This window comes from Lactobacillus porci (assembly GCF_009695985.1).
GTDB lineage: Bacteria > Bacillota > Bacilli > Lactobacillales > Lactobacillaceae > Lactobacillus > Lactobacillus absianus.
The window spans coordinates 1-16703 of the sequence record NZ_VUMX01000013.1; the positions used below are offsets into that span (position 1 = coordinate 1).

Annotated in this window: 15 protein-coding genes; 7 read left to right on the forward strand and 8 right to left on the reverse strand. The window is 51.4% G+C overall.

Annotation, left to right across the window (positions count from 1 at the left end):
• Nucleotides 1-439: 439 nt before the first annotated feature.
• Genes FYJ62_RS05680 through FYJ62_RS05695 form a run of 4 tightly spaced genes read left to right on the forward strand, consistent with a single transcriptional unit; the run spans nucleotide 440 to nucleotide 2910 of the window.
• Nucleotides 440-847, forward strand: a complete 408-nt coding sequence (locus FYJ62_RS05680) for a choline-binding protein (protein ID WP_154548636.1) — start codon at nucleotides 440-442, stop codon at nucleotides 845-847.
• Nucleotides 848-894: 47 nt separating this feature from the next.
• On the forward strand, nucleotides 895-1710 hold the full coding sequence (locus FYJ62_RS05685; protein WP_154548638.1) for a hypothetical protein: 816 nt from the start codon (nucleotides 895-897) through the stop codon (nucleotides 1708-1710).
• Nucleotides 1703-2296 carry a hypothetical protein gene (locus tag FYJ62_RS05690; RefSeq protein WP_154548640.1) on the forward strand — a complete coding sequence of 198 codons (594 nt, stop codon included), beginning with the start codon at nucleotides 1703-1705 and terminating at the stop codon, nucleotides 2294-2296. The genes FYJ62_RS05685 and FYJ62_RS05690 overlap by 8 nt, the downstream gene beginning before the upstream one ends.
• Nucleotides 2297-2316: 20 nt before the next feature.
• A complete protein-coding gene (locus tag FYJ62_RS05695) occupies nucleotides 2317-2910 on the forward strand; it encodes an ABC transporter ATP-binding protein (RefSeq protein ID WP_154548642.1) in 594 nt (197 codons plus the stop codon).
• 79 nt (nucleotides 2911-2989) lie between these two features.
• On the opposite strand, the gene FYJ62_RS05700 is transcribed toward FYJ62_RS05695, so the two are convergent.
• Nucleotides 2990-3616, reverse strand: a complete 627-nt coding sequence (locus FYJ62_RS05700) for a histidine phosphatase family protein (protein WP_154548644.1) — start codon at nucleotides 3614-3616, stop codon at nucleotides 2990-2992.
• Between the two features lie 401 nt (nucleotides 3617-4017).
• On the opposite strand from FYJ62_RS05700, the gene serC reads away from it, so the two are divergent.
• Together serC and FYJ62_RS05710 are read left to right on the forward strand one after the other, a co-directional pair.
• Entirely contained in the window at nucleotides 4018-5103 is a 1086-nt protein-coding gene (gene serC, locus FYJ62_RS05705; protein WP_154548646.1) for a 3-phosphoserine/phosphohydroxythreonine transaminase, read from the forward strand.
• A gap of 52 nt (nucleotides 5104-5155) precedes the next feature.
• Complete coding sequence (locus FYJ62_RS05710; RefSeq protein WP_154548648.1) at nucleotides 5156-6331, forward strand: phosphoglycerate dehydrogenase; 1176 nt, start codon at nucleotides 5156-5158, stop codon at nucleotides 6329-6331.
• A 78-nt stretch (nucleotides 6332-6409) separates the two neighbouring features.
• Here FYJ62_RS05710 and FYJ62_RS05715 read toward each other — a convergent pair whose 3' ends face one another.
• A complete protein-coding gene (locus FYJ62_RS05715) occupies nucleotides 6410-7291 on the reverse strand; it encodes a DegV family protein (protein WP_154548650.1) in 882 nt (293 codons plus the stop codon).
• Between the two features lie 275 nt (nucleotides 7292-7566).
• Here FYJ62_RS05715 and FYJ62_RS05720 point away from each other — a divergent pair, with 275 nt between their 5' ends.
• Entirely contained in the window at nucleotides 7567-9261 is a 1695-nt protein-coding gene (locus FYJ62_RS05720; RefSeq protein ID WP_154548652.1) for an Rqc2 family fibronectin-binding protein, read from the forward strand.
• A gap of 83 nt (nucleotides 9262-9344) precedes the next feature.
• Here the strand turns inward: FYJ62_RS05720 and FYJ62_RS05725 are convergent, their stop codons facing one another.
• The 6 genes from FYJ62_RS05725 to lspA all read right to left on the reverse strand — a co-directional run bounded on the left by FYJ62_RS05725 (nucleotide 9345) and on the right by lspA (nucleotide 16695).
• Nucleotides 9345-10688 carry a PFL family protein gene (locus FYJ62_RS05725; protein WP_154548655.1) on the reverse strand — a complete coding sequence of 448 codons (1344 nt, stop codon included), beginning with the start codon at nucleotides 10686-10688 and terminating at the stop codon, nucleotides 9345-9347.
• On the reverse strand, nucleotides 10688-10969 hold the full coding sequence (locus tag FYJ62_RS05730; RefSeq protein WP_154548657.1) for an ACT domain-containing protein: 282 nt from the start codon (nucleotides 10967-10969) through the stop codon (nucleotides 10688-10690). The genes FYJ62_RS05725 and FYJ62_RS05730 overlap by 1 nt, the downstream gene beginning before the upstream one ends.
• 107 nt (nucleotides 10970-11076) lie before the next feature.
• Complete coding sequence (locus FYJ62_RS05735) at nucleotides 11077-14268, reverse strand: carbamoyl phosphate synthase large subunit (RefSeq protein WP_154548659.1); 3192 nt, start codon at nucleotides 14266-14268, stop codon at nucleotides 11077-11079.
• Nucleotides 14268-15323: a carbamoyl phosphate synthase small subunit gene (locus FYJ62_RS05740; RefSeq protein ID WP_154548661.1), complete on the reverse strand. Its 1056-nt coding sequence runs from the start codon at nucleotides 15321-15323 to the stop codon at nucleotides 14268-14270. Before FYJ62_RS05740 ends, FYJ62_RS05735 begins: the two co-directional genes overlap by 1 nt.
• The gene (locus tag FYJ62_RS05745; RefSeq protein ID WP_154548663.1) at nucleotides 15320-16240 is read right to left on the reverse strand and encodes an RluA family pseudouridine synthase; all 921 of its coding nucleotides are present in this window, start codon (nucleotides 16238-16240) and stop codon (nucleotides 15320-15322) included. The genes FYJ62_RS05740 and FYJ62_RS05745 overlap by 4 nt, the downstream gene beginning before the upstream one ends.
• Nucleotides 16240-16695: a signal peptidase II gene (gene lspA, locus FYJ62_RS05750; RefSeq protein WP_154548665.1), complete on the reverse strand. Its 456-nt coding sequence runs from the start codon at nucleotides 16693-16695 to the stop codon at nucleotides 16240-16242. The genes FYJ62_RS05745 and lspA overlap by 1 nt, the downstream gene beginning before the upstream one ends.
• Nucleotides 16696-16703 lie beyond the last annotated feature (8 nt).

Here is a 16703-nt window from a genome sequence, read left to right on the forward strand (position 1 = left end):
GAAATTTGGGGTTCGTTTTTGGTATCGAATGATGGTAAACTAGACATAGCACAAGCCTTTCGTTTGATATTGATGATGTTGTAGTTGAATTATATCAAGCGAACAAAGGCCTTGTGCTTTTTTATTGACTAAACTATTGAATTTTCAAGGTACAAGCCCACTTTTGTAAGTGGGAAGTTTAAGACCTTTATCCTCTTGATCATTTTCGGGCAGATTCTCAAAGTCCGTCCAATCGCTGTCTTTCTTGGCATCCGCCAGGCTGAAACTGGACTGGTAAAGAAGCTGCTCCAAATGTTTTTTAAAAGACCGACTCAAGATAGCTTGGTTGGTCTTCTCTATTCATCGAGAATTCAAATTTGTTGCAAAATTCGCCAAAAATATTGACAAAATATTCAACCGTGCTACCATTGAGTTGGTTTTAAGAAAGAAGATGTTTTGAATGAGTAAGCTTTTACTCAAAGTCTTAGTTCCTTTAGCCACTGTCTTTGTATTAGGCGTTACTGTTGTTTCTGCCTCAGGCAAAGCATACTGGACAATCAGTTCAGAAACCGTTAGCGATCATGGTCGTTGGAGCTCTTATGGCAGTCCAAACAAAAAGATGACCAACTCCAATTACGCGTCTTTCAATGGTGACGCATTACCGGCAAACTTTGGCTATAAAGTTCACTTGATTAATAACAAGGCGGCCACAAGATCTGGCACAGTTCCATTGAAATTGAATCATACTACAAGAGCCAATAACAACTCTGGTAAAAAAGGCTACCATTATTACGCCGATGTTCGTTCTCAAAGCTATGAGCCAAATACAACCAGAGTAAAGCTGCACTTCAGTGCGGACTATAAATAAAATAAGAGGGGCGTTCAGCCCCTCTTTTGTTTTTGAAGGAGCATAAATTGAGTCGTTCAAGAAAAATTGCTGTATCTCTGGTTTGCCTTTATCTAATATTGGTAACCTGGCAGATTTTTTATGAAATCGGTCAAAACAAGATAGTACGTTTTGATCCTGACAACTTCTTGTATATGTTTTTCGGTATTCAGTTTGGCGGCGTGTTAGACGATGCCTTCTCTCTATACCTATTTGAATTTTCATTGATACCTGTATTAGGATCAGCGCTCGCCGTCTTTACCAAAAACAATAATTCGTTTTCAAATTACCAGCAGCGGTCGGGCTATCAAGGCTATCTTAAAACTGCCTGCCTAAGAGCCTTTGGCACTGGCTTTGGTCTGGCTATTCTGATCAACGTCTATCAGATGATTATCATTAGTCTCTTTTACAGTCCTTTTGTCTACCAAAATCCCAGTTTTTTCCTTTGGGACAATTCCGGCGGCGTTTCTCTTTCACAGAATAGCCTAGTAGCTTTAGTTCTGTATGTTTTAATGTCTGCCATCGGCTGGGGTGGCTTCTCCCTACTAATTCTTGCCGTTGGCCTTTGGATCAAGAAAAACAGCCTGTACTTGGTAAGCGGTACTATTATTATGTTGATCTGTATCTTAACTCCTACACTTATAACTGCCAACAGCGGTCCTTTATTGATCTTGTCAGATATGCTTTTCCTGCCAAATATCATGTCTCCAGGCCTGTTATCATTCGTGAATGCTCACCAGCCAGTCAACGTCTACGGTCTTTACTTCTTGACCCTGGCCACCTGCCTGCTGATAGCTGCCGGCCTAATCAGATTTTGGTATCTGAAGAAGGTGCAAAATGGCTGATATTGACCTCGAGCTTCTGCCACAAACCAAACGTTTCCGTCGACTTAGCCTGGCCTTGATCTTCATCCTGTCTGTTGCTGCCAGCATCTATACACTGCACGCCATCAAGGAAAGAGATATTGTCTACTTTTTCTTATACAACAACCTGCTTTCCCTATATCTGCAAACCTTTATCCTCTTGATCATTTTCGGGCAGATTCTCAAAGTCCGTCCAATCGCTGTCTTTCTTGGCATCCGCCAAGCTGAAACTGGACTGGTAAAGAAGCTGCTCCAGTTGATTCTACTGGACATCCTAGTCATGACGGTTGGCTTGGCTCTCCCCTATCTGCTGGGCGTTCGCCACTACTTCAGATGGGGTAGTCCGGCCCTGGGCAGTCTGCTCCTCTTCTTGCACCTGCTCTGCTTTGCCCTGTGTGCTTTCTTCATGATTTTGAGCTTACGTGTCAGCCACCCCTGGCTGATCTTCATTATCGCCATTGCCGTGATCATGCTCTATCACTATAATTTGGAGCAGTCCACCCTTTTGTCCAAGTACAGTATTCTCTTTGACCCCTTGTACCGGGCCACCCACTATATCTACTTCTGATTTTTGCTTTTGGAGGAAAAATGTTACAGGTTACTCATGTCAGCAAGAAATTTAAAGACGCCGATGTCCTAAAAGACGTCTCATTAACCGTCAAGCCTGGTGAATTGATCCACATCGTTGGGATCAATGGGTCAGGCAAGTCAACTTTATTCAAGATCATCACCGGCCTGCTTAAGGCCGACAGTGGCACGGTCAGCCTGGACTCCGGCGACGTGATCGGTGCCTTGATCGAGAACCCCGGCTTTCTGGAATATGAAACCGCCTGGGACAACCTTCGTTTCTTGGCCAATGTCCACCACAAATTCCAGGCCGACAAGGTCAAGAAGCTCCTCACCGATTTTGATCTGGACCCGAACAGCCGGCAAGCTATTGGCAAATACTCCATCGGCATGCGGCAGAAAGTCGGCATCGTCCAAGCCATCATGGAAGACCAAAACATTATTCTTTTGGATGAGCCAACCCGGGGCATCGACAAGAAAGGCGTCAAGCAGTTTGTCGACTTGCTGGAACGGCTGAAAGCCGAAGGCAAGGCAGTAGTCGTTGCCAGTCATGATGACATTCCTGGCTTGGTCTATGACCGGACCTTGACCCTGGAAAACGGGGAACTGAAATAATTCCATTATGAGAAAATGAAACCAGCCCAAGCGACAGCTTGAGTTGGTTTTTAGTTTAAGCAGGTCTTTGGAAAGAAATTTAGAACACGCTGTCAGCAATCCGGTTGTAGTAGACCAAGTGCTGCTTTTGCGTGAGCGGGTCGACCATGATTTTGGTTACCGAGCAGTTGTCTGGCTCAAGGATCTCCAAGCCGCTGCCATTGGTGGCGTTGATGGCAAAAGAGCGGACCGTGAAGCCATGAGTCACGACCACGATCTTTTCATTAGGGTGCTCGCGGGAAATTTCGGCCGTAAAGTCAGCGACCCGCCTTTCAACGTGCTTGAAGCTCTCAGCCCCTCTTGCCCCATGGACGTAGTCTTCAACGACATCGTTGACCAGACTGGAGAAGTACTGCGGATATTGCGCCATTAATTCAGCGTTGACCTGGCCATCCCATGAGCCATAAGAGATCTCCAGGAGCCGTTCATCCAGCTCAAGGGGCAGCTGGGCCTTTTCATTGAGGATCTTGGCTGTCTCCTGGGTGCGGACCAGGGGGGAGACGTAGATGCGGTCAAAGCCGCTGATATCGAAATGGGCCGCCAGATTGGCGGCTTGCTCCTTGCCCAGACTGGTCAAGTAGGTTTGCGGACTGTTGATCGTCCCTTGCTTGAGGCCCGCCTTGTTGGCGGCAGTTTGTCCATGACGGACGATGTAAAAAGTAGTCATATGCTCCTCCTTGAGTAGCTTGCAGAATGATTTTCTTCTTTTCGTACAAAAATATTATACCAAAATTAAAAAGATGTTGACTTTTCTAATTTGTATTTTATAATAAAAGCAATCACATTGAAGGGAGAATTGATTATGTTACTGAACTTACACAAACATCCACAACATCGTTCCTCCTCCCAGTCTTCTTCCCCCAAGTAGAAGGCTGCAATTTGTGATGGCCTTTCACTACTTAAGCATCAACAGTAAACAGTGAGGCCTGTAACAACTCCAACATAACATTTGCAAGACAGAGGGTGCTCACGCAAGCTGAGTGCCTTCTGTTTTTTGTTTCTGTTGTTCTTATTTGCTTGATTTTGGAAAATTATTGAATTGACTTTTTTGAGAAAGGATTTGTTATCATGACGACCTATAACTTCGCGGCGGGACCAGCCATGCTTCCCGTAGAGGTAATTGCCCAGATTAAAGCTGACTTGCCTGACTACAAGGGCAGCGGAATGAGCGTAATGGAGATCTCACACCGGTCTCCTCTCTACATGGACCTTTATGAGGAAACCAAGGCTGACATGCTTGAAATCATGGGCCTTGACCCGGAAAAGTATGACGTCCTCTTCCTGCAAGGCGGGGCAACTCAGCAATTCACCCTGGTGCCGTTGAATCAGGCCAGAAAGTTCCACCGCATCGCGGTCGTTGACAGCGGCCACTGGGCCCAAAGAGCCGCTGAAGATGCCGGCAAGGTTCCTGGCATGAGCGTGGACACGGTAGCAACGGCGAAGGACAACAACTACACTGCCGTGCCAAAGATCCCCGTTGAATTCACTCATGACTACGACTACCTCCATATCACGACCAACAACACGATCATGGGGACGGCCTACCGGGATGCCGCCGTGCCTAAGCTGGACCTGCCTTTGGTTGCCGACATGTCATCAAACTTCCTGGGCGAACAGTATGACTTCAGCAAGTTTGACCTGATTTATGCAGGCGCCCAGAAGAACCTGGCTCCTGCCGGCTTGACGGTCGTCGTCTTCAAGAAGGACTGGGTCCACAAGAATGATGATTTGGCAGGACTGTTCGACTACGCGACCGAAGCCAAGAAGAAGTCAGCCTTGAACACGCCGCCAGTCTTCCAAGTCTACGTGGCAGGCCTAGTCTTGAAGTGGATCAAGAGCAAGGGCGGCTTAAAGGGCATTGAAGCCTTGAACCAGGAAAAGGCCAAGACCTTGTATGACTGCCTGGAAGCCAGCGACTTGTTTGCAAGCAAGGTTGACCCGGCCAGCCGGTCCTTGATGAACGTGCCATTCGTCACTGGCGACAAGGAACTGGACCAGGAATTCGTCAAAGCAGCTGCTGCCCACCACCTGCTCAACCTCAAGGGGCACCGCTTGGTTGGGGGGATGCGCGCAAGCATCTACAACGCGATGCCGCTTGCGGGCGTTCAGGCTTTGTGTGACTTCATCCAAGAATTTGAAGACCAGCACAAGTAAAGCATAGCAGACAAACAGCTAGATTATTAGGAAATTTTCAAAGGAGCTAACCATGTACCAGATTAAGACTTACAATGCCATTGCCAAGGAAGGCTTAGCCGAATTCGGCGACAACTACCGCATCAACCAGACTGATGATGCCGACGCCTACATGATCCGGTCAGTCGACCTGCACGATCACGTCTTTCCAAAGAATTTGAAGGCGATCGCCCGCTGCGGGGCCGGCTTTAACAACATCCCCCTGGACAAGGCCCTGGAAAACGGGACGGCCGTCTTCAACACGCCAGGCGGCAATGCCAATGCGGTCAAGGAACTGGTTCTGGCTTCAATGATCATTGCCAGCCGGAACATCGTGGCCGCTGCCAACTGGTCAGCCAACGCCAAGCCTGGCGCCGACATCACTCTGCGGACTGAAAAGGAGAAGACCAACTTCAACGGGACTGAGCTGCTGGGCAAGACCGTGGCCGTAATCGGCTTGGGTCACGTCGGCTCATTGGTGGCCAACGCCTGCCTTGACCTGGGGATGAAGGTTGTCGGCTATGACCCATACCTGACCGTTGATGCCGCATGGCGCTTGTCAGACCGCATCAAACGGGCAAGCAGCATTGCTGACGCGGTGACTGACGCTGACTTTGTCACCGTCCACGTGCCAAAGAACGATGAAACCACTGGCTTGATTGCTGACGCCAAGATCGCGCAGATGAAGCCAACTACCATCTTGCTCAACTTCTCCCGTCTGGGAATCGTTGACAACAAGGCGGTCGTCGAAGCCTTGAATGAAGGCCGCCTGGGCAAGTACTACACTGACTTCAGCGATGCAACCATCCTGCACCACGACAACATCGTCATCATGCCGCACATTGGCGGCTCAACCATTGAAGCTGAGATCAACTGTGCCCGGATGGCAGCCCGGGAGACGACCGAATTCTTGGAGACGGGGAACATCAAGAACTCAGTCAACCTGCCTGACGTATCAGCGCCGTTTGAAAGCGACCACCGGATCACCCTGATCCACAAGAACATCCCCAACATGATCGGGCAGATCTCAACCAACCTGGCTGGCCGCGGCATCAACATCGAAAACCTGGTCAACAAGGCCAAGGGCAAGTACGCCTACACGATGATCGACATTGACGAGGTCGACAAGAAGACCCGCGACAGCATCGTGGAAACCTTGAGCGCCATTCCAGCCGTAACCCGCGTCCGCTTCTTGACCCGCGAAAAGTAAGCAAATTCAGCATCAAGCAAAAAGCCTCAGATTCACTAAGAATCTGAGGCTTTTTGTTTTTGCATAAGCTGACTTGAACTAGAATTCCAGTTGGTCAACGTCGATCATCCAAGTGATCCCGATTGCCTTTTCACCCAAGTAGGTCGCGATTACCGGGCTGAATTCATCAGTTTCAAAGACGGCGTTTGGCACTTCAGCCTTGAAGAAGTCGGTGACCTCCTGGGCTTGCGCGGCGTCGTTGGATTGGATGATCAAGATCCGCAGCTTGTCTTCTGGAATGTCCAGGGCCTTGATCTTGGTCAAGGCTTCCTGTTCGATCTTCTTGACCGCCCGCTTCATTGACCGCACCTTGTCATAAGCCACGATCTTGGCTTCATCGTTGAAGGTCAGCAGCGGCTTGATGTTGAGCAAGGAGCCAATGAAGGCACTGGCGTTGCTCAAGCGTCCGCCCCGGCTCAAGTTGTTCAAGTCGTCGACGATGAAGAGCTCATCGATCGTTGAACGGATTTCCGCCAATTTGGCCACGATCTCCTCTGGGGTGTAGGTCCCCTTCGCGATCATCTTGGCAGCTGCCAAGACCTGATAGCCTTGCAGGCGGATAGTGATCTGTGAGTCAACAGGGTACAGGTTGTATTCAGGGTTGCTTTGCTTGATTCCCATCAAAGTGCTGTATGAGCCGGAAATCCCGCTGGACAGGCAGATGTAGATGATCGCTTCATAGCCTTCAGCATGCAGCTGGTCAAAAGTGCTGATCAAATCCCCCATCTTTGGCTGTGAAGTTGATGGGAAGCCAGCACCGTTTCTTTGCGATTCAAAAAGCTGTTCCGGCGTAATGTCAACGCCTTCCAGGTATTCCTTGCCGTCGATGTAGATTGGAATTGGAATTACCTTAATATTGTTTTCCGCGGCCTCTTCTTTGGTCAAGTTTGCGGTGCTGTCAGTGACTAATGCGATTTTCATTGCTAATCCTTCCATACATAGTTTCGTAAGATGATTATAGCATAAAAAATTGTCCAGCAACACACGCGATATGTATCTATAGCCTGTTTTTTACAGTTATTGTGGCCGCGGCTATGATATGGCTGCTAGCCGGGGGCAGGAAGGGGCGCGAAAGTGGACTTAAAAGTCCCCTTTTGCTAAAATTAATATTTGATTGCAAAAAATGCGCTTTAAACTGCTTCTTATCAGCAAGTTGGCAACTCAAGCATGTTTATGAATTATTATGAGGTGATTTGATGGCTTTTGATGGCTTATTTATCCACAGTCTGCTCAAAGAACTGACGCCCCAGATTATTGACGGACGCCTGTCCAAGATTTACCAGCCCTTCAACAACGATGTGGTTCTGGTCTTCAGAAAAGACCGCAAGAACCGCCAGCTCTTGATCTCTGCTAATCCTGAGTATCCACGCGTCTACCTGACTAAGGAAGCCTTCTCCAACCCCGATGTGGCTCCCCTCTTTGTCATGGTCCTGCGCAAGTACCTGGAAGGGTCAGTCCTGCAAGGCATCGAGCAGGTCGGCTTAAGCCGGATCATCAACTTCTCCTTCTCTGGCCGCAATGAGCTGGGGGATGAGATGCAGCTGGTCCTGTCAGTTGAACTGATGGGCCGCCACTCAAACGTCATTCTTTACAACAAGCAGGATGGCAAAATCATCGACCTGCTCAAGCGGATCAACCCTGACGAAAACCGGGTCCGCCTCCTTCTGCCCAAGGCCAAGTATGAGCTGCCGCCCCTCAATCCTGGCATCAATGGCTTTCAGCTCAGCGAAGCGGCTTTTAAGCAGCTCAAGCAAAAGTACCCGGACCCAGCCGACTTTGCCAAGCAGATGGATGGACTGGACGGCGATGACCGCAAGGAACTGACCGGTTACCTGGAAGACGACTTTTCCTATGGCTCCTTGAAGATCTTTTACCAGCAGTTTGAATCTCCCCGGGCATTCGTTCTCCTTACTCCGCGCCACAAGCGCCGCATCTACCCTTACCTCCCCTACCACCTGGAAATGACCAAGGAGAGCTCTGCCAGCCAGCTCAACGAGGCTCTGGATGACTTCTACGCCTACCAGGCCAACCGGGACTGGGTCAAGCAGCGCTCCCAGCAAATTGAGCGCGTCGTCAGCAACGAGCGCAAGAAGCTGAGCAAAAAGATTGGCAAGCTAAACAAGCAACTGGCCGCCGCTGAAAATTCGGAAAACCTCAGAATCAGCGGGGAGCTGCTGACGGCCTACTTGAACCAAGTCAAGCCGGGGATGACCAAGATCGACCTGCCAAACTATTATGAAAACAACTCGCCAATGACGATCAAGCTTGATCCTGCCTTGTCGCCGCAAAAGAACGCCCAGAAATACTTCAAGCGCTACAAGAAGATGCGTGACTCCATCAAGCACGTGCAAGAGCAGATCGCCATTTCTGAAGACAGCCTGCGCTATCTGGATTCCGTACAGACGGAAATCGACAACGCCGATCCCCAGGACATTGACCAGATCAAGGATGAGCTGGTTGCCCAAGGCTATCTCAAGCAAACGCAAAGAAAGCAGCGCCGGCGCAAGATCAGCGAAAAGAATTTGGCCAAGTTCACCCTGTCCGATGGCAAGCAGCTGCTGGTGGGCAAGAACAACCTGCAAAACGACTGGCTGACTTTAAAGAAGGCCGACAAGCGCGACTACTGGTTCCACGTCAAGAACATCCCTGGCTCCCACGTGATCCTGCAAGACAGCCAGCCGACTGACCAGGACATCAAGGAAGCAGCCGAAATCGCCGCTTACTTCTCTAAGGCCAGACATGGCTCCCACGTCCAAGTCGACTATATTCAGGTCAAGCGGATCAAGAAGCCAAATGGCGCCAAGCCTGGCTTCGTTATCTACACCGGGCAGAACTCAATTGAGGTCACGCCCGATGAAGAAGCGATCCTGGCTAAGAAAGCCAAAGACTAAAACAAAAGCATTGCATGCAAAAACGTCACTGAGCTTTGCTCAGTGACGTTTTTTGTTCATTCTTTAGCTAGCGGTTAGCGCTCCTAGTTCTTAAAGCTGTGAACTGGGGCAGGAATCCGGCCGCCGCGGTGGATCATCTTGGCGCTTGATTCCTTGTGCACCGGCATGATTGGCGCGTAGCCAAAGAGGCCGCCAAATTCGATGGAGTCGCCCACGTCCTTGCCCGGAACTGGAATGACCCGGACGGCAGTGGTCTTGTTGTTGATCATCCCAATCGCTGCCTCATCGGCAATCATGGCACTGATCGTCTCGCTTGGGGTGTCCCCTGGCACGGCAATCATGTCCAGGCCAACAGAGCAGACGGCCGTCATGGCTTCCAGCTTGTCAACCGTCAGGATGCCCTTTTCAGCCGCCGCGATCATGCCGGCGTCTTCTGATTCTGGAATGAAGGCGCCGGACAGGCCGCCGACGTGAGAGCAGGCCATGATGCCGCCCTTCTTGACGGCGTCGTTCAGCATGGCCAAAGCCGCCGTGGTGCCATGGGTTCCAACGGATTCCAAGCCAATCTCTTCCAGGATGTTGGCAACTGAGTCGCCTTGCGCTGGCGTTGGCGCCAGTGACAAGTCCACGATCCCAAAGTCAACGCCCAGGCGCTTGGAAGCTTCCTGGCCCACCAATTGTCCCATTCTGGTTACCTTGAAGGCAGTCTGCTTGATAGTCTCGGCCACCACGTCCATTGATTCCCCGCGGACCTTTTCCAAAGCCGTCTTGACCACGCCAGGGCCGGAGACGCCAACGTTCAAGGCCACGTCTGCTTCCCCTACCCCGTGAAAGCCCCCGGCCATGAACGGGTTGTCTTCAACGGCGTTGCAGAAGATGACCAGGTTGCCGTTTTGCAGAGGGTTGATCTTTTCATTTTGAATGACGATGTCGCCCATTTGGGCAACGGCATCCATGTTGATCCCGCTTCTGGTAGAGCCGACGTTGACGCTGGCACAGACGCGCTCAGTCTCAGCTAAGGCTTGGGGAATGGATTCGATCAAGACCCGGTCCCCGCTTTGGTAGCCCTTGTGCACCAAGGCGGAAAAGCCGCCAATCAGGTCCACGCCAACGGCCTTGGCCGCCTTGTCCAAGGTAATGGCATACTTGACGTAGTCCTTGTCGCCTGAAGCTGCGGCAATCAAGGCAATCGGCGTGACCGTGATCCGCTTGTTGGCGATCGGGATTCCGTATTCGGTTTCCAGATCCTTGGCTACCTTGACCAGGTTCTCCGCCTTGGTCGTAATCTTGTCATAAATCTTTTGGCAGGCGCGGTCGCTGTCGCTGTCAATACAGTCAAGCAAGGAAATCCCCATCGTGGTCGTCCGCAAGTCGAGGTTTTCATTGTCGATCATATTGACCGTTTCCATAATGCGACGAATGTCCATTAGTCCAGACCTCCACTCAATTCATGCATGGCAGCGTACATCTTTTCGTTGCGGATGTTGATTTCAACGCCCATCTTCTTGCCCAGGCCGGTCAAGTCGCTGCTTAAGGCTGAGAAGTCAGCGCTGTCGTCAACATCGACAACCATCATCATCGTGAAGTAGCCCTTCATGATCGTCTGCGACAGGTCCAGGATATTGATCCCTCTTTCTGCCAAAAAGGTGCTGACGCCGGCGATAATCCCGGTCTTGTCTTGTCCAACGGTAGTCAAAATTGCTCTCATGAGCCAATGTCCTCCTGAATCATCAAGGAAAAATATAACCAGTAATAACGAAATCAAACAATACAATTAAAATAATCTGATATTTTTATTTACATATTATCATACGATTAAATTGGCTGAGTCGTCAAGGCCAGAGACTCCAGAACGTCAAGAATCAACTGCACCGTCTCCAGACTGGAGAAAACCGGAATGTGGGTCTTTAAGGCCTGGTCTTTGATCTTGATCGAGTCTTCAACGGCCGAGTCCGACAGGTTGACCACGTTGACCACCATTACGATCCGGTGGCTGCGAATTCTTTCCAGCAGATTCCGCGATCCTTCTTGGATTTTAGCGATCACCCCCGTCGTGATCCCAGCTTCCGCTAAAATATTGGCCGTCCCTTCCGTGGCCGTGATCTTGAAGCCCAAGCGGGCAAAGCGCTTGGCCAGGCTGGCCACCTCCTGCTTCTCCTCATCGCTGACGGAGAAGAAAATGGTCCCATAGCTGGGAATGTGGAGCTCGCTGGCCTCATATCCCTTATAGAGCGCCTTGGCTAATTGGGTGTCCCGGCCCATGACGGCATCAGACGACTTCATCCTTGAGTCAAAAGTATTGTCTGAACTGTAGTTGAGGTAGGAGAAGACCGGCATCTTGACGTGGATGAACTCGTCCACGGGCCAGACTTCGTTTGGATAGCCCAGCTCGCTGATCTTGCTTCCAGACAAGACTTTGACGGCATATTCGACCAGGTCCTTGTTCATGGACTTGGACAAAAAGGCCAGGTTGTGGCCGGCGTAAGTCTTGACTTGAAGCAGGTAGGTCTTGTTGCTGGTCACCAGGTAGTGGAGGTTGAAAATTCCCCGCAACTTAAAGCGGCTGACCACCTTGATCGTCTCTTGCTTCAGCTTTTCAGCTTCTTCTTTGGACAGGTACTGGGGGCCAAAGACCGCGATGGAATCAGACGCGTGCGAGCCTGACTGCTCCAAGTGCTCAACGATCCCCGGGATCGTGACGGATTCGCCATCCGTGATGGCCGTGATTTCATACTTTTTGCCGGAAATAAACTGGGAAACCGTAAACTGGTCAACCCGGTTTTCGGCAAAGTATTTCTCCAAGGCTGGCAGGTCATAGACGACGGCCGACTTTTGCTTGCTCTTGTCGTGAAAGCCGCCGACCAGGACCGGATAGCCGGTCTGCTGGACAAAGTCCAGGACTGCCTGGTACTGGTCCGTAGCCAGGTGCGGCACGGTGTTGACGTCTTCCTGCTTTTCCAAGAACCTGCTTAAAGGCATGATCTTTTCAATATCATGCTGGCCAAACAGCTTGAAGCCGTGGTTCTGCAAGGCGGGACGCAGGGCGGAAACCTGCTTGCCAGAGAACTGGCTGACCACGTCAGTGATCCCCTCTTCCTCGCAGATAGTGATGATGCTGTCCATGTTGATCGGCTCAAAGTAGACCCGGTCAGCCAAGCTGTAGTCCATAGAGGCCGCCTCGTCATTGTTGGACAAGAGAACCGTCTCATAGCCAGCCGCCTTTAAGGCCTTCAGGGCATGGAAGAGCATGTAGTCAAACTCGCTGGTGACGGAAACCTGAAATGGCAGCATCCCCAACACCAAGACCTTCGGCTTGCCATGCTCCTCGTGCTTGAAGTCAAGCTCGCTTTCCACCCCGTAGGTCTGGTAGTAGACCTTCACTTTCGGCTGGTAGACCCCAGCGCTGTCGTCAATGGCGGAGAAGGCCGGCTCAACCCCCTTCTCTTTCAAGAGCGGGTAGACGTCATGGACGTCCATGCCCGTCAATTTGGCCAAAAGGTCGCTTGAAAAGCCCCGGATCTTGGCCTTCAGCAGGAGGTCATGGTCCAGCTCCTTGGCATGCTTGATGTCCCGCCCAATCTTGATCAGATACTTCAGCTTCTGGTAATAGACGGGGTGGATATTCAGGGCATTCGACAGCTTTTGGTAGCTGATGTCCTTGTAAAGGGCCGCCAGCAGCTGGATGACGTGCATTTCGGTCGGGTGGGTCAAGTCGCTGAGAATCTCGTCTTCGCTCTTTTGACTTTCGCTGACAAAAACCGACCACATCAATTCTAGGTCATTTGAAGAAATCAAGGCCTTGAAAAAGGCACTTTCAAAGTTGCGGCCAATCCCCACGGCTTCCCCCGTTGACTGCATCCGCTTGCCCAATTGGTAGTGGTTGTAGCCGGTCTTGGCAAAAGACCAGAATGGCACCTTGATGCTGACCGCGTCCCAAACTGGCTCAATTGCCGCGCAGAGATCGGTTGCCGGATCGGTAATTTCGTTCAAGCGGTAGCCGATGGCAATCTTGGCCAGGACGTAGCCAATGCTGTAGAGGCTGCTCTTTTGGTCAAAAACGGCCGTTCGGGTCAAGCGCGGCTTGACGGCCAGGACCTTGCGGGTCATTTCCGTCCCATGGTGGGCAACGGCAAAGTGCACGCTCAAAAAACCGACCAGCTTCAAGGAATTGGCGATTTTCTGGGCATCTGCCCGAAGCAGCTGCACCTGGTCATTGTTCAAGGTCAGCAGCGGCTTGATCAGGACGCTGTCGCCAGAATCGATGCCAACCGGCTCAAGCGACCCAGTCGCTCCGACGAAGCAGAAGTTGCCGTCCTCATCGCGCAGCAGGTCAACGATGACTTCTTCCCAGTTGGACAAGTCTTCCGTCATCCGGTAGCTGGTGGTCTTAAAGTCCTTGTCCAAGCTCTCCTGCCAAAGGTACTTGGCCAAGTCCTGACTGCTCTTGAAGCTGATGTGCTGGTCATGCTCATAGAAGTACTTCTTAGTCAGAAGAATTGGAAAGTCCAGCTTGTTCTCCAGCTGCTCAGCCAGGTGCTCATCGTTCTTCAAGCCAAGGGAGTCCAAAAACCAAGACTGGCCTATCGGCAGATGGTTGGCTTCCAGGAACTTAGCCCGCTTTTGCGGGTTGTTCATGGCAATTCCTTTTTCATTGATGGTCAAGACCCGGATCTGCATCCGGCTCAAGATCCCATCGGCCAAGAGCTTCTTGGTGACGTCCAAAGCCGTCAGAGAGCCATAGGCAGTCATGATGGCGTCTGGCTCTTCCATGCGCAGGATGCGCTTTAAGAAGTCCAGGGTCATCGGCTCCAAATAAACCGTGAGGCCTGGCATGGAGTCAGTTGAGACGCTGGCTGGGTTTGGATTGACCAGAACTACCTGGATGTCATCCTCAAGCAGGGCCTGAATGGCCGACCTGGTCAGCAGGTCAGTGTTGGCCACGTTGCCAGCAAGGGCTGAGCCTGCGCCGATGATCAAAATCTTATTTAATTCATTTTCACGGGGCATTATTTCACCAGTTTCAGAAATTCATCAAAAATGGCATGACCATCACTCGTTCCCGGTGCGCCTTCAGGGTTGAAGGCCACCGCCACCAGCTTGCTTTTTTCAGAGATAAAGCCGGCCAGCAGGTCAGAATGCAGGTCATAGAATTCTTCATCCACCTGCACGTCAGAATCGTCAGGGAGCACCAGCTGGCCGATGTTCATGGACGTTTGCCAGATTCTGGGCTCCTTCTGGCTGATCACCGGGAAATTGCTGCCATTCTGGTAGCGCGGCAGATCAACCAGGTTCAGATCTAAGTAGGCGGAAATAGCCAAAAAGCCCAGGCCGACGCCCAAGATTGGGAGCTGGCCCAGGTATTCGTCCAGGATTGGCTGCAAGTATGGGAGCACCTCCTTGGCCAGGCTGGGGCCATTGGAGATTACGATCCCGTCAGGCCGCAGGCTCTTGATGTCGCGGACCTTGGCATTGTATGGCAGAACGTTGGCGTTGACCTGCCGCAGGGACAATTCCCGCAGCATGGAGTGCTTGAGCCCCAGGTCGATAATGGCTAAAGTCTTGCCTACGTTTGGCGCGGCATAGGCATTTTTGGTGGAGACCAGGGTCGTCTTGTTCTTAGGCAACACCAACGCCCTGATCTGGTCAAAAGCATGCTCGTCATTGGTATCCATGATCGAGGCCTTGAGCTTGGCATTGGAGCGCAGCTTGCGCACCAGGGCCCGGGTATCAACGTTAAAAATTGCCGGGACCCCCTTTTCTTTCAGAAAGTCGCCCAAAGACTGAAAAGTGTCGTTGTCAGTGATGTTCAAGGCCACGTCATTGGCAATCACCCCGCGCACGCTGGGCTGAATGCTTTCGTAGTCGACGGCGTTGATGCCGTTGCTGCCGATCATTGGCGTCGTGAACACCAGAATCTTGCCGGCATTGGCTGGATCGGTCAAGACTTCCTGGTAGCCAAAATTGCTGGTTTGGATTGCCAATTCGCCCGTAGCCGTAATTGGCGCGCCTATCCCATCGCCAACATAGGAAGTGCCGTCTTCAAGAATCAGATAGCGTTTCATGCTTGCTTTACTCGCTTCTTTCTAAGCTCGGCCACCGTATCTTGGAAAAGCTTCGGCGGCTCAACGGAAAATTCCAGCCACTTGCCGCTTGTAGGCTGCTTAAAGCCCAGGACGGCGGCGTGCAGGAACTGCCCTGCCCCAGGCAGCGTTTTTCTTGGACCATACAAAGGGTCACCCGCTAAGGGGTGACCGATGTAGTCCATGTGGACTCTGATCTGGTGGGTCCGGCCCGTCTCCAGCTGACATTGGATCAGACTGTAGCCTGGATACTGCTCCAAGACCTTGAAGTGGGTCACGGCAGGCTTGCCGTTTTCGACAACCGCCATTTGCTTGCGGTCGCGGGGATTGCGCCCAATTGGCGCGTCAATCGTTCCGGCTTCCTCGCTGAAATTGCCATGAACGATCGCCAAATAGAGTCGTTTGTTGCTCTTGGCGGCCAGCTGGGCCTCCAAGGATTCGCGCGCCTTGGCATTCTTGGCAACCATCAACAGCCCTGACGTGTCTTTGTCAATCCGGTGGACGATCCCAGGGCGAAAGCCCTCGGGACTGGCCGCTAAGTCTTTGGTATGGTAGAGCAGGGCATTGACTAAAGTGTGGTCCGGATGGCCAGCAGCGGGGTGGACAACCATGCCTTGCGGCTTGTTGACCACGATCACGTCTTCATCCTCATAAACGATGTCCAGGGGGATGTTTTCGGCTTCTACCTGCAGGGCTTCCAAAGGCGGCACGTCAACGGAGATTTGATCCCCTGCTTCCACCTTGTAAGCCACTTTGGCCTGCTTGCCATTGACCAAAATCTTCCCAGCCTGAACCAATTCCTTGATTCTGGTCCGAGAGAGCTCAGTCACCTGCTCGGCGACATATTTGTCGAGACGGACGCCGCCCTTGGCTGCCGTCAAATCATAATGGGCAGTCATTAGTCGTCCTCTCTTTCAAAAAACAGCAAGTAACAGAAAATCATGATCACCCCAACGGTAATGGCTGAGTCAGCCAGGTTGAAGATGTTGAAGCGGACAAAGTCCAAGTCGATCATGTCAATGACGTACTTCAAGTGGAGGCGGTCAATCAGATTGCCAATGATCCCTCCCAGAACAAAGACCAGGCCGGACTTAAAGAGCCAGTGGTCATATTTCTTGTTGAAGTAGAAGTACAAAACGACGCCGATCGCGGCGATGCTGACCAGATAGAAGAACCACATCTGCCCGGACAGAACGTTCCATGCCGCCCCATTGTTCCTGACGTAGGTAAAAGAAAACAGGCCTGGCAAAACGTCATGGCTTTCGCCAACTTGGTAGTTGGTCACGATGTAGTACTTCAGCCATTGGTCACCAGCAGCGATCAGAGCTGCCACAATTAATCCGATTACTTGCATTAATCCTC

Coding starts and splice junctions, on each gene's coding strand:
- FYJ62_RS05680 (WP_154548636.1), top strand. CDS start 440: ATGAGTAAGCTTTTACTCAAAGTCTTAGTTCCTTTAGCCACTGTCTTT.
- FYJ62_RS05690 (WP_154548640.1), top strand. CDS start 1,703: ATGGCTGATATTGACCTCGAGCTTCTGCCACAAACCAAACGTTTCCGT.
- FYJ62_RS05695 (WP_154548642.1), top strand. CDS start 2,317: ATGTTACAGGTTACTCATGTCAGCAAGAAATTTAAAGACGCCGATGTC.
- FYJ62_RS05700 (WP_154548644.1), bottom strand. CDS start 3,616: ATGACTACTTTTTACATCGTCCGTCATGGACAAACTGCCGCCAACAAG.
- serC (WP_154548646.1), top strand. CDS start 4,018: ATGACGACCTATAACTTCGCGGCGGGACCAGCCATGCTTCCCGTAGAG.
- FYJ62_RS05710 (WP_154548648.1), top strand. CDS start 5,156: ATGTACCAGATTAAGACTTACAATGCCATTGCCAAGGAAGGCTTAGCC.
- FYJ62_RS05715 (WP_154548650.1), bottom strand. CDS start 7,291: ATGAAAATCGCATTAGTCACTGACAGCACCGCAAACTTGACCAAAGAA.
- FYJ62_RS05720 (WP_154548652.1), top strand. CDS start 7,567: ATGGCTTTTGATGGCTTATTTATCCACAGTCTGCTCAAAGAACTGACG.
- FYJ62_RS05725 (WP_154548655.1), bottom strand. CDS start 10,688: ATGGACATTCGTCGCATTATGGAAACGGTCAATATGATCGACAATGAA.
- FYJ62_RS05730 (WP_154548657.1), bottom strand. CDS start 10,969: ATGAGAGCAATTTTGACTACCGTTGGACAAGACAAGACCGGGATTATC.
- FYJ62_RS05735 (WP_154548659.1), bottom strand. CDS start 14,268: ATGCCCCGTGAAAATGAATTAAATAAGATTTTGATCATCGGCGCAGGC.
- FYJ62_RS05740 (WP_154548661.1), bottom strand. CDS start 15,323: ATGAAACGCTATCTGATTCTTGAAGACGGCACTTCCTATGTTGGCGAT.
- FYJ62_RS05745 (WP_154548663.1), bottom strand. CDS start 16,240: ATGACTGCCCATTATGATTTGACGGCAGCCAAGGGCGGCGTCCGTCTC.
- lspA (WP_154548665.1), bottom strand. CDS start 16,695: ATGCAAGTAATCGGATTAATTGTGGCAGCTCTGATCGCTGCTGGTGAC.